12 protein-coding genes are annotated in these 11,529 nt (G+C 63.7%); 5 read left to right on the forward strand and 7 right to left on the reverse strand.

Going from position 1 to position 11,529, the window contains the following annotated elements; genetic code table 11:
• Positions 1 to 91: 91 nt before the first annotated feature.
• Together VLA65_RS01040 and VLA65_RS01045 are read right to left on the reverse strand one after the other, a co-directional pair.
• Complete coding sequence (locus VLA65_RS01040; RefSeq protein ID WP_059387988.1) at positions 92 to 1,291, reverse strand: amidohydrolase; 1,200 nt, start codon at positions 1,289 to 1,291, stop codon at positions 92 to 94.
• Between the two features lie 76 nt (positions 1,292 to 1,367).
• Positions 1,368 to 2,501: a mannose-1-phosphate guanylyltransferase gene (locus VLA65_RS01045; RefSeq protein ID WP_059387989.1), complete on the reverse strand. Its 1,134-nt coding sequence runs from the start codon at positions 2,499 to 2,501 to the stop codon at positions 1,368 to 1,370.
• A gap of 238 nt (positions 2,502 to 2,739) precedes the next feature.
• On the opposite strand from VLA65_RS01045, the gene sdhC reads away from it, so the two are divergent.
• From sdhC to VLA65_RS01070, 5 genes are all read left to right on the forward strand, one after another.
• Positions 2,740 to 3,120 (forward strand): succinate dehydrogenase, cytochrome b556 subunit, encoded by a 381-nt coding sequence (gene sdhC / locus VLA65_RS01050; RefSeq protein WP_084784381.1) that lies wholly within the window; start codon positions 2,740 to 2,742, stop codon positions 3,118 to 3,120.
• Between the two features lie 3 nt (positions 3,121 to 3,123).
• Positions 3,124 to 3,603, forward strand: a complete 480-nt coding sequence (locus VLA65_RS01055; protein ID WP_059387990.1) for a succinate dehydrogenase hydrophobic membrane anchor subunit — start codon at positions 3,124 to 3,126, stop codon at positions 3,601 to 3,603.
• A gap of 91 nt (positions 3,604 to 3,694) precedes the next feature.
• Positions 3,695 to 5,494: a succinate dehydrogenase flavoprotein subunit gene (sdhA, locus tag VLA65_RS01060; protein WP_306964665.1), complete on the forward strand. Its 1,800-nt coding sequence runs from the start codon at positions 3,695 to 3,697 to the stop codon at positions 5,492 to 5,494.
• A 1-nt stretch (position 5,495) separates the two neighbouring features.
• Positions 5,496 to 6,278 (forward strand): succinate dehydrogenase iron-sulfur subunit, encoded by a 783-nt coding sequence (locus tag VLA65_RS01065; RefSeq protein ID WP_059387992.1) that lies wholly within the window; start codon positions 5,496 to 5,498, stop codon positions 6,276 to 6,278.
• A gap of 94 nt (positions 6,279 to 6,372) precedes the next feature.
• On the forward strand, positions 6,373 to 7,137 hold the full coding sequence (locus tag VLA65_RS01070; protein WP_284992006.1) for an alpha/beta hydrolase family protein: 765 nt from the start codon (positions 6,373 to 6,375) through the stop codon (positions 7,135 to 7,137).
• Positions 7,138 to 7,227: 90 nt separating this feature from the next.
• On the opposite strand, the gene VLA65_RS01075 is transcribed toward VLA65_RS01070, so the two are convergent.
• Genes VLA65_RS01075 through VLA65_RS01095 form a run of 5 tightly spaced genes read right to left on the reverse strand, consistent with a single transcriptional unit; the run spans position 7,228 to position 11,475 of the window.
• Complete coding sequence (locus VLA65_RS01075) at positions 7,228 to 8,331, reverse strand: YihY/virulence factor BrkB family protein (RefSeq protein ID WP_441433657.1); 1,104 nt, start codon at positions 8,329 to 8,331, stop codon at positions 7,228 to 7,230.
• Entirely contained in the window at positions 8,252 to 8,944 is a 693-nt protein-coding gene (locus VLA65_RS01080) for a 2'-5' RNA ligase family protein (protein ID WP_306964662.1), read from the reverse strand. Before VLA65_RS01080 ends, VLA65_RS01075 begins: the two co-directional genes overlap by 80 nt.
• A gap of 4 nt (positions 8,945 to 8,948) precedes the next feature.
• Complete coding sequence (trpS, locus tag VLA65_RS01085) at positions 8,949 to 10,040, reverse strand: tryptophan--tRNA ligase (protein ID WP_332601545.1); 1,092 nt, start codon at positions 10,038 to 10,040, stop codon at positions 8,949 to 8,951.
• 18 nt (positions 10,041 to 10,058) lie between these two features.
• The gene (locus VLA65_RS01090; protein WP_332601546.1) at positions 10,059 to 10,892 is read right to left on the reverse strand and encodes an exodeoxyribonuclease III; all 834 of its coding nucleotides are present in this window, start codon (positions 10,890 to 10,892) and stop codon (positions 10,059 to 10,061) included.
• Between the two features lie 10 nt (positions 10,893 to 10,902).
• Positions 10,903 to 11,475 (reverse strand): hypothetical protein, encoded by a 573-nt coding sequence (locus tag VLA65_RS01095; protein WP_307052678.1) that lies wholly within the window; start codon positions 11,473 to 11,475, stop codon positions 10,903 to 10,905.
• Between the last annotated feature and the right edge of the window lie 54 nt (positions 11,476 to 11,529).

An 11,529-nucleotide genomic window follows, 5' to 3' on the forward strand; every position in this document is an offset into this window, starting at 1 on the left:
CCGGCATAAGTGAGCGAGCGTCCGGCCAAAACCCGGCATAAGTGAGCGAGCGTCCGGCCAAAACCCGGCATAAGTGAGCGAGCGTCGAGGTTCAGAGATCCCGGATGGTTCGCAGCGCGGCGGCGGCAAGGACTTGGATTGCGAAGCCGAGGGCACGCTCGTCCACAATGAAGTCACCGCGGTGGAGATCGTATTCCTCGCCGCCGGGCGTGTGGGTTCCGAGCCGCATCATGGCACCCGGCAGGTCGGCCAGGAACCAGGCGAAGTCCTCGCCACCCATGGACTGCGGTGTCAGGACGACGGCGTGCTCGCCGAGTTCCGCACGGGCAGCGGCCTCGATGATGGCAGTTTCGTGTTCCGAGTTGACCACGGGGGGGACGCCGCGGGTGTGCTCAAGGTGCACGTCCACCCCGTACGGCGCGGCAACCTGCTGGACGACGTCGTCGAGCAACTCCCCTGCGCTGTGCCAGGCGTCCCTGTCGAGGCAACGCATGGTGCCGGCCATGTAGCCGTTGGCGGGGATGGCGTTGGGTGCCGAACCTGCCGCGATCTGGCCCCACACCACCGAAACGCCGCTGCGCACATCGACCCGGCGGGACAGGACGGCCGGCACGTTGACGGCGATTTGGGCCAGCGCGAAGACCAGGTCTTCGGTCAAATGCGGACGGGAAGTATGGCCGCCACGTCCGGTCAATTCGATTTTGATGGTGTCCGACGCCGAGGTGATGGCGCCGATGCGCGTGCCGATCTTGCCGACGTTGATACGCGGATCGCAGTGCAGCGCAAGAATACGCGGAACGCCTTGGAGCACGCCCTGCTCGATGCAGGACAACGCACCGCCGGGCATGGTTTCTTCTGCCGGCTGGAAGATGATGCGCACCGTTCCGCCCAAGGGGGATTCCTGGTGCATGGCGTGCAGCACCAGGGCAATGCCAAGCATGCTCGTGGTGTGGACGTCATGCCCGCACGCGTGGGTGACGCCATGGTTCTTCGACGCGAACGGAAGCCCGGTCTCCTCGATGATGGGGAGGGCGTCGATGTCTCCGCGCAGGGCCGTGGCGATGGGCCCGTCGCCGACGTCGACCGTCAGCCCCGAGCCTTCCAGCCGGCGGGGTTCAAGTCCCGCCGCCTCGAGCCGTTCAACCAGCTTGTCCGTAGTGCGAAATTCCTTGAAGGAAAGTTCGGGGTGCGCATGCAGGTCCCTCCGGAATTCAAGGAGTTCCGGCAAGAGATCGTCAAGCCATGGCTTCACCACAGGGGTCGGCTCGGTTTCGGTAGTGAAATTGCGCACCTCACAACTCTAGCCATCCACACCCCCCGAATAGCGAAAGGGGTCTCTTGGTTACGGACAGCGCCGCAAGAGGGCACTATAGAACGTCGGTGTCTCCACTTGCCTTGAGCGCGTCCACCGCACCCTTGACCCGCTGGGCGTGCTCCTTCGTGGTGACAAGCAGCGCGTCCGGCGTATCGACGATCACGACGTCCTTGATCCCGATAAGGGCGATCACACGCTTCGTATCGGAGACAACCACGCCGCTGGCGTTCTCCGTGAAGACGCGGGCGCCTTCACCGAGGACCGTCACCTCATCGACGTCGCCGGCATTGTTGAGGCGGCCGATCGCGGCGAAGTCTCCGACGTCGTCCCAGCGGAAAGTACCGGGCACGACGGCGACATCCCCCGCCGCCGCGGCTGGTTCGGCCACGGCGTAGTCAATGGCGATCTTCGGCAGAGTGGGCCACACCCGGGCGGTCACTTCATCGCGTTCCGGCGTGTCCCAGGCGTCGGCAATTTCCTGCAGCCCGGCAAACAGGACCGGTTGGTTTGCCTCCAGGTGCTTGAGCATGAGAGCGACGGGCGCGACGAACATGCCGGCATTCCAGACGTAGTCGCCAGTCTCGAGGTACTTCTTGGCAATGTCCTCACTCGGCTTCTCGACGAACTCGACCACGGCGTGCGCATTCGGCGCGTCGTCGATATTGAGCAAGTCCCCGGTGCGGATGTAACCGAACCCGGTCGAGGGGTGCGTGGGCTTGATGCCGATGGTGACGATTTTTCCGGCAGCCGCAGTGTGGATAGCCTCGCGCACAGTTTCCTGGAAAAGGTGGTCCGGGCTGATGACGTGGTCGGCGGCGAAGGAACCCATGATGGTGTCGGGGTCGCGACGGTGCAGGATGGCGGCGGCGAGGCCAATCGCCGCTCCCGAGTCCTTCGGTTCGCTTTCGAGGACCAACTCGTTTTCGCCCACTTCTGGAAGCTGGCGGCAGACGGCAACCCGGTGCGCCACACCCGTAACCACCAGAACCCGGTTGCCGGCCAACGGTTCGAGACGGTCGTACGTAGCCCGCAGGAGGGTGCTGCCCGAACCCGTGAGGTCGTGGAGGAACTTGGGCGCGGCAGCACGCGAAAGCGGCCACAGGCGCGTGCCCACTCCGCCGGCCGGAATAACCGCATGGAAGTGGCGCAATGGCGATTCGAGGCTTGCAGCGTTTTCTATACTCACCGCAACACCTTATCCGACACCCGCTCAAGTCCCGCTTTGTGGTCTTCGTCTCACCATCGTGGCGAAAACGCCGGAATTCAGGCGAAACCCCGCGCTCTCGTTACAAGAAGGGGTGCCTAAATTGAATAAGCTGTGAGCGAAGCCTAGATTTAGGCTGAGCTACGAGTGCTCTCGCAGCTGGCGTTTCCCCCGCATGGATCCCGTGCCAGCGCCGCTGTGTTGCAGGAAGGTTTATTCAGTGCCGACAAAACCAGCTGGCACCTTGTACCGCGGCCGTGAAGGCATGTGGTCCTGGGTTGGACACCGCATTACCGGTGTTGTGATCTTTTTCTTCTTGTTGGTCCATGTGCTGGACACCTCACTGGTGCGTGTGTCCCCGGAGGCCTACACGGCCGTTATCGGCGCCTACAAGAACCCCCTCATGGCCCTGGGCGAAACGGGCCTCGTCGCAGCGATCGTTTTCCACGCCTTCAATGGCCTGCGCGTTATCGCCATTGACTTCTGGAAGAAGGGCGCGAAATACCAGCGCCAGATGCTGTGGACCGTCCTGGTATTGTGGCTGGTCACCTTCGGGGCCTTCGCCATCCGCCACCTGTCCCTCGCACTGGGAGGCCACTAAGCCATGAGTACTGACATTCAAAGCCCGCGCAGTGGAAAAATCGGCAGTGGGAAGATTGCTCCGCAGTACCGTCGCGGCACCGGTTCCAAGGGGAACTTCGAGATGCTCGCGTGGCTGTTCATGCGGCTCTCCGGCGTCGTGCTCGTGGTTCTGATCTTCGGCCACCTTTTCGTGAACCTCATGGTGGGCGAAGGCATCCACGGCATCGACTTCGGCTTCGTGGCCGGCAAGTGGGCCGACCCGTTCTGGCAGTTCTGGGACCTGGCCATGCTGTGGCTCGCCATGCTGCACGGCACCAACGGCGTCCGCACCATCATCAACGACTACGCCGAGAAGGACGCCACGCGCCTTTGGCTCAAGGTAGTCCTTTACGCGGCCACGGTCGTCATCGTCGTTCTTGGCACACTGGTGATCTTCACGTTCAACCCGTGCCCCGTCGTCAACGGCGTTCAGCTGCCCGGCGGGTTCTGCCCGGCGCCGTAGCGCTCCGCTGCACCACCGGCTTGTCCGGCTGTGCACAACACGCGGAGCAGGCTCCGCCGACCATCTGACTTAGAGAGAAAGAGCATCTGGTATGCAGGTCCATAAGTACGACGTCGTTATTGTCGGTGCCGGCGGCGCCGGCATGCGCGCCGCGATCGAATCCGGTCAGCGCGCACGCACCGCAGTACTGACCAAGCTCTACCCCACCCGTTCCCACACCGGCGCAGCCCAGGGCGGCATGTGTGCAGCCCTGGCCAACGTCGAAGAGGACAACTGGGAGTGGCACACGTTCGACACCATCAAGGGTGGCGACTACCTGGTTGACCAGGACGCAGCCGAGGTCATGGCGAAGGAAGCCATCGACGCCGTGCTGGACCTGGAGAAGATGGGCTTGCCGTTCAATCGCACGCCCGAAGGCCGCATTGACCAGCGCCGTTTCGGTGGCCACACCCGTGACCACGGCAAGGCTCCGGTCCGCCGCGCCTGCTATGCAGCAGACCGCACGGGCCACATGATCCTGCAGACGCTGTACCAAAACTGCGTCAAGCACAACGTCGAGTTCTACAACGAGTACTACGTCCTGGACCTGCTGACCGTCGAGGAAGACGCCGTCCGCGAAGACGGGACGCCGTACAAGCAGAAGCGCGTTGCCGGCGTCGTGTCCTACGACCTCGCCTCCGGCGAATTGCACGTTTTCCAGGCCAAGTCCGTGGTGTTCGCCTCGGGCGGCGCGGGCAAGGTTTTCAAGACCACCTCCAACGCCCACACCCTGACCGGTGACGGCATGGGCATCGCGTTCCGCCGCGGAATCCCGCTGGAGGACATGGAGTTCTTCCAGTTCCACCCGACCGGTCTTGCCGGCTTGGGCATCCTCCTCTCGGAAGCTGCCCGCGGCGAAGGCGCGATCCTGCGTAACTCCGAGGGTGAGCGTTTCATGGAACGCTACGCTCCCACTATCAAGGACCTCGCTCCCCGCGACATCGTGGCCCGCTCCATGGCAAACGAAGTGCGTGAAGGACGCGGCTGCGGCCCGAACAAGGACTACGTCCTCCTGGACCTGACCCACCTCGAGCCGGCCCACATCGACGCGAAGCTCCCGGACATCACCGAATTCGCCCGCACCTACCTCGGTGTCGAGCCGTACACCGAGCCGGTTCCCGTGTTCCCGACGGCGCACTACGCCATGGGCGGCATCCCCACGAACATCACCACCGAGGTCCTTCAGGACAACGACACCATCGTGCCGGGCCTGTACGCGGCCGGCGAAGTTGCTTGTGTTTCCGTGCACGGCTCCAACCGCCTGGGTACCAACTCCCTGCTGGACATCAACGTCTTTGGCAAGCGTGCGGGCATTGCTGCGGCCGAATACGCCAAGACCGCTGACTTCGTGGAGCTCCCGGAAGACCCGGAGGCATACACGCTGGATCTGCTGAACCACGTCCGCACTTCCGACGGCGGCGAGAGGGTTGCCGCGATCCGCAAGGAACTGCAGGACACCATGGACGCCAACATGCAGGTGTTCCGTACGGCGGACACCCTGAACCAGGTGCTCAAGGACATCGCGGCCCTCGAAGAGCGGTACCAGCGCATCAGCGTCCAGGACAAGGGAAAGCGCTTCAACCTTGACCTGCTCGAAGCGGTGGAACTGGGCTTCCTGCTGGAACTGGCCAAGGTCATGACAGTTGCTGCCCTGCACCGCGAGGAGTCCCGTGGAGGCCACTTCCGGGAGGACTTCCCGGAGCGCGACGACGAGAAATTCATGAAGCACTCCATGGCGTATAAGGATGAGCACGCTCCGGCGGACGGATCTGCGGAAGCAATCGCGGGCATCCGCCTCGGCACCAAGCCTGTTGTCTTTACGCGCTACGAGCCGATGGTGAGGAAGTACTAAGATGTCTGCTGAACTTGCTGAGCCAGCATCCAAGATCGAGCTGCCCGCGCACATTGGTGGAGGCGGGGAAATCCCGACCTTCAACATCACGCTGCGAGTGCGACGCTACAACCCCGAGGTCTCGGAAGAGGCCGCATGGGAAGACCACCAGCTGACGATGTACGGCACCGACCGCGTGCTGGACGCCCTGCACAAGATCAAGTGGGAAATCGACGGCTCGCTGTCGTTCCGCCGTTCCTGTGCCCACGGCGTCTGCGGTTCCGACGCCATGCGCATCAACGGCCGCAACCGCCTCGCGTGCAAGACCCTGCTGAAGGACCTGGACACCTCCAAGCCCATCACCGTTGAACCGATCAAGGGCCTCCCGGTGGAGAAGGACCTGATCGTGGACATGGAGCCGTTCTTCCAGTCCTTCCGCGAAGTCATGCCGTTCCTGATCAACAAGGGCCACGAGCCCACCAAGGAACGCTTGCAGTCGGTCGAGGACCGTGAACGGTTCGACGACACCACCAAGTGCATCCTGTGCGCCGCCTGCACGTCGTCCTGCCCCGTGTTCTGGACGGACGGCCAGTACTTCGGCCCGGCCGCCATCGTGAACGCACACCGCTTCATCTTCGATTCCCGCGACGATGCCGGTGACATGCGCTTGGAGATCCTCAACGACAAGGAAGGCGTGTGGCGCTGCCGCACCACCTTCAACTGTTCGGAAGCTTGCCCGCGTGGCATCCAGGTGACCCAGGCCATCGCCGAGGTCAAGCAGGCCATCCTGGCACGCAAGATCTAGTCCAAAATTCAGAATACGACGACGACGGCGTCCCCTTGGCGGGGTCCGCCGTCGTCGCTGTTTAAGACTTCCTCGCAAAACGAAAGGCGGACAGGTGTCCAAATCCATGAAGATCAGCTTCGAAGGCAGCACCGGAGATCTCTTGGCAGGGATCGTGGATGTTCCTGAGGGTCCGGTCCGGGGCTGGGGTGTGTTCTCCCATGGTTTGACCCTCGGCAAGGACAGCCCGTCAGCATCGCGCATCTGCAAGGGTTTGGCGGATCTCGGCGTCGGCATGCTTCGCTTCGACAACCTTGGACTGGGCGACTCCGCCGGCGATTGGTCCGCTGGATCGTTCAGTGTGAAGGTGGCTGACACCATCCGCGCCGCCGGGTTCATGCGCGCCGAAGGCAAGGAAATCTCCCTGCTTGTTGGCCACTCCTTCGGAGGGGCGGCCGTGTTGGCTGCCGCCCTCAGCCTCCCCGAGGTACGTGCCGTTGCGACGGTCGGCGCCCCGTTCCAGCCCAGGCACGTGGAGCACATGTTCGACGCCGAAGTCAGCACGATCCTCAGCGAAGGCAGCGCCGAGGTCAACCTGGGCGGCAGGCGCATGGAGGTCCGCCGGCACTTTGTCGAGGATGTCGAGAAGGCCGACCTCAGGGACTGCATCCGTACCCTGCACAGGCCCCTCATGGTGCTGCACTCCCCCACGGACAACACCGTGGGCATCGACAACGCCAGCGAGATCTTCCAGACTGCACGGCACCCTCGGAGCTTCATTTCGCTCGAAGGCAGTGACCACCTGTTGACGGGCAAAGGACAAGCTGCCCGGGTTGCAGGGATCATCTCCGCCTGGGCCGGGCAGTACCTCGGCGACTAGCGCGGGCCCCAGCCCAACTGACTAGCAATTGTTGTCGTTATGAGGGCTCAAAACGACAACAACTGCTAGCTAGTTGGGGCGCTGGCTCCCTCAGGAGTCCTTTGCGTGGAACGTGCGGGGCGAAGGGTGCCGCGATCCGAGGGCCGGCTTGGGGTGCCCGTGGGCGCTGGTGTCCGCTTCCCTGACGGCCGCCCACGCCCCGGAGACCAAGTAGACCTGGCTGACCAGGTTGAACCAGATGAGAAGCCCGATGATGATGGCAAATGAGGCCAGAATGGGATTCCGTCCGGCATTCGCCAGCAACTCCGTGCTGAAGATCTGGAGGATGGTGGTTCCGATGCCGGCCAGCACCGTTCCTTCCACGAAGGCTTGCCGGCGAAGCTTCAAGCGGCCTGCGAAGCGGAACATGATCACCGCCGTCGCCCAGTTGAGGACCAGGGGTACGGCCGTGCGAACGAGCCAGGTGACCGGGCCAGCGACGGCGTCGGCCAAACCGAGCCGCTCGATGATCCATCCGGCTGCTGTCCCGAACACGAGCGAAACACCGGCGCTGACCACCAAGGCTGCGCCGAGCAGCAGGAGGGTACCGGCGTCGCGGGCCTTCATCAGCAGAGGGTTTTCCTGCACGGGCTCCAGACCGCACACCCCGCGGAGACCCTCCCGGATCCCCGCGATCCAGCCGAGAGCAGTAAAGACCGTGACGACGGCGGCTATGACGGCCGTCCAGCCAAGGCCTGTGGGATTCAGGAGATCATGCGGATCCACCAGGCCGTTGCCCCCGCTGGTTTTCAGGAGTCCCGGGGCCGCTGTGGCGACGCTCGAGACGATTGAATCAACTAGTTGGGGTTGCCCGTTGAGGACCAAGCCGGTCACGGCGAATCCCGTGGCCAGCAGGCCTGTGATGGAGAAGAACATGGTGAAGCCTATGCCGGCGCTCAACAACGGACCGTGGCGCAGGTTGTAGAGGTTGAAGGCGCGCATCGGCCGGAAGTTGCTGAGCCGGGCGAGGGCCAGGTTGATGAACGCCGGTATGGTGGCGCCTCTGTTGCCCGAGCGCCGGGCTTTACCCCATTCGACCTGACGATGGATGAGCTGCAGCTTCAGCTGCGCCCCTTCAGTCGGCAGCGGTGGCTTCTCCGCCTGCTGCCGGTCGTTGCGCTGTGCTTTTCCGTGATTGGTCTGCGTCGCCGCCAAAGTCGAGCTCTTCCCGTAGCTGCCAAATGCCGTTGTCGTCGTGCTCGTAAAGTCCCATGCTAACCACAGGGAAGGTGGCGCTGTAGTTCTTGAGCACCGTTTCGGCCTCGTCAAGACTCTCGGGAGCGACGTCGTGCGCTACCGTCACATGCGGGTGGTAGGGGAAGGGAAGATCGCGTTCCAGGGGGCCGGTCTGTAGTTGTTCGTGCAGGCCTACGCACTCCTCGAAACCGTCTGCGACCTTCAGGAACACCACCGGGGATACCGGCCGGAAGGAGCCCGTGCCGGAAATCGTGATCCTGAATGGTGCCTGGCGCCGCGCGACGTCGCGGACATGCTCAAGGGTTGCTTCCCAGTCCTGGGCAGGGGTAGTGGTCACGAGGGTGATGTGGGCCGGGATCACTTCCGCCATCGGATCGCCAAAGGATGCACGCCATTGCTGCAGTTCCTGGGCGACTTCCCGGGGGAAACCCAGAATGACCCCTACGCACAGGTTGTCCCCGCACGCGCTGGCAGACTGGTGTGCGCCCGTGCCCGGGCGGGCATCAGTGTCCCGGCCGGCTCCCCGTGAACGGGAGCCGACCTGGACGCTGAGCTTGCCAGCCGCGCACATGGCTTTAGCGGATTCCTTGTGCTCCGCCGTACGGCAGGAAGCCCACCTTGGCGTAGACGTCGGCGAGCGTGGCCGAGGCGATCTCGCGGGCTTTGTCCGCTCCGTGAGCCAGGAGCCGGTCGAGTTCTGCCGGATCGGCGAGCAACTCGTTGGCGCGGTCCCGGATCGGCCCGAGGTGGGCCGCAACGAGTTCAGCGAGGTCGACCTTCAGGTGGCCGTACATCTTGCCTTCATAGTCCGCGACGATTTTCTCCACCGTCTGGCCGCTGATGGACGAGTAGATGCTCAGCAGGTTGGACACTCCGGGCTTCGCTTCGCGATCGAAGCGGATTTCCGTGCCGTTATCCGTGACTGCCGACTTGATGCGTTTGGCCGTGACCTTCGGGTCATCGAGCAGGTTGATCAGGCCGGCCGGCGACTCCGCGGACTTGGACATCTTGGCCGTGGGGTTCTGGAGATCGTAGATCTTGGCCGTTTCCTTCTGGATAAAGGCCTGCGGCACCTGGAATGTCTCGCCGTAGCGGCTGTTGAAACGCTGGGCGAGGTCGCGGCTGAGCTCAATGTGTTGCCGCTGGTCTTCGCCTACGGGCACCCCGTGTGGCTGGTACAGCAGGATGTCGGCCGCCTGCAGGATCGGGTAGGTGAAGAGCCCGACGCTCGCGTGGTCCGAGCCGTGTTGCAGCGACTTGTCCTTGAACTGGATCATGCGCGATGCTTCGCCGAAGCCCGTGATACAGCCCAGGACCCACGCCAGCTGGGCATGTTCAGGCACCTGGGACTGGACGAACAGGGTGCACTTGTTGACGTCTACACCGCCGGCGATGTACTGCGCAGCGGTGACGCGCGTACGGCGGGCCAGCTCGGATGGATCCTGCGGCACCGTAATGGCATGCAGGTCCGGGATGAAGAAGATGGCGTCGTACTCGTCCTGCATGCGGACCCAGTTGACCAGGGCACCGAGGTAGTTGCCCAGGTGGAGGGAGTCAGCAGAGGGCTGCATGCCGGACAGCACGCGGTGCTTCGCCCCGGCGGCCAGTTTGGTTGATGTTGCCTTGGCTGCGGCTGCAGCGGGTTCAGTCGTGGTGGAACTGGTCATGAGGAAACTTTCGAAAGCCTAGAGCTGGTAGTCGACTACCAGCGGTGCGTGGTCGGAGAAACGGGTGTCCCATGACGGCGCCCGGTCGACGACGGCCGAAAGTGCGGCTGCCGCGAGTCCGGGAGTGGCCATGTGGTAGTCGATGCGCCAGCCTGTGTCAGTGTCAAAGGCCTTACCGCGCTGGGACCACCAGGTGTAGGGGCCATCGACATTTCCTGCCAGGCCCCTGTGGACATCCCTCCATCCGATCTCGTCGCCGAAGAAGCGGTCGAAGTACGCGCGCTCCTCAGGAAGGAAACCGGCACGCTTGGTGTTGCCCTTCCAATTCTTGATGTCCAGCTCCGTATGGCCCACGTTCAGGTCGCCGACCACCAAGGCATGCTCGCTGTGCTTGGCAAGTTCCGGAAGCCTCGTGGTCATGATGTCCAGGAAGCGGTACTTGTCCACCTGCTTGGGTGTGTCCACTTCGCCGGAGTGCACATAGGCGCTGACGACCGTCAGGGTAGTGTCCTTGCCGCCGCCGTCCCGAACGACGTAGTCCGCCTCGACCCAGCGCCCAGTCGTGGCGAAGTAGTCGTCGCCGATACCCACGCGGGTGGCGACGGGTTCCTGCCGGGAGGCAATCGCAACGCCGGCGCGGCCCTTTGCCTCGGCTTCGGCGTGCAGGATGTACCAGCCTTCGCCGATGAGCTGGTGGACCACCTCATCGGGCGCGCGGACTTCCTGCAGACACAGGATGTCGACGTCGCGCGGTTCCAGCCACTCCGCCATGCCCTTCTTGTAGGCGGCGCGAATGCCGTTGACGTTGACCGTTGCGATGCGAAGGGAGTCCTTCTTCAATGCCGAGCTCACCCCGTCCACTCTAGTCGATGATGGTGCCCGAGACGGGCTCGTCGCCGCCGCCGGATGACTTGATCATGTCCCGGGCATTGCTTGACGTGATGGCGATGGTTTCCAAAGCGCGGTTGATCGTGTCCTGATCGGCGGCGTCGCCCTTGGCGCGTTCGTCCTCCACCACGCGGACCTGCACCTGGACAATCTTGAAAGAGTGGTCCAGTTTGAGGTCCCGCATTTCGTCAGCTTCGCTCCGTTCCGAGACCACCCGTGTGCCACCGTGGTCGGCGCTCGACGACGACGGCGCCCGGCCGGTTGCCGCGTTGAAGGCGTTCTGGGCCTCGGTGAGTTTTTCACCGGCCCTCCTGGCGGCCTTCTGGATGCTGAAGACCACGAAAGCGGCGAGCGCGAGCCAGCCGAAGGAGACAACCGCAACGATCCAACCGACGACGTCGTTGTGGTTGGCGGCGAAGATCACGGCCACCAGGAAAGCGATGAGCACCACGGTCATGCCCAGTCCACCGATGCGGAAACCTTTGAAAGGGCTCCTGGCGGAAGCGGACGAGGGAACAGATGACGGGGAGTCGCCGAGGGATCGCATGCACCCATTGTCGCAAACTCCGCGCGGCGAACCGCCCGCTTCCACCCCCGGCGA

It is taken from the genome of Arthrobacter sp. S2(2024) (assembly GCF_036662515.1).
Classification (GTDB): Bacteria; Actinomycetota; Actinomycetes; order Actinomycetales; family Micrococcaceae; genus Arthrobacter.

What these genes read in the sequence shown, in the direction of transcription:
- VLA65_RS01055 (WP_059387990.1), top strand. Translation starts at nt 3,124, where the DNA reads ATGAGTACTGACATTCAAAGCCCGCGCAGTGGAAAAATCGGCAGTGGG.
- sdhA (WP_306964665.1), top strand. Translation starts at nt 3,695, where the DNA reads ATGCAGGTCCATAAGTACGACGTCGTTATTGTCGGTGCCGGCGGCGCC.
- VLA65_RS01065 (WP_059387992.1), top strand. Translation starts at nt 5,496, where the DNA reads ATGTCTGCTGAACTTGCTGAGCCAGCATCCAAGATCGAGCTGCCCGCG.
- VLA65_RS01080 (WP_306964662.1), bottom strand. Translation starts at nt 8,944, where the DNA reads ATGTGCGCGGCTGGCAAGCTCAGCGTCCAGGTCGGCTCCCGTTCACGG.
- trpS (WP_332601545.1), bottom strand. Translation starts at nt 10,040, where the DNA reads ATGACCAGTTCCACCACGACTGAACCCGCTGCAGCCGCAGCCAAGGCA.
- VLA65_RS01095 (WP_307052678.1), bottom strand. Translation starts at nt 11,475, where the DNA reads ATGCGATCCCTCGGCGACTCCCCGTCATCTGTTCCCTCGTCCGCTTCC.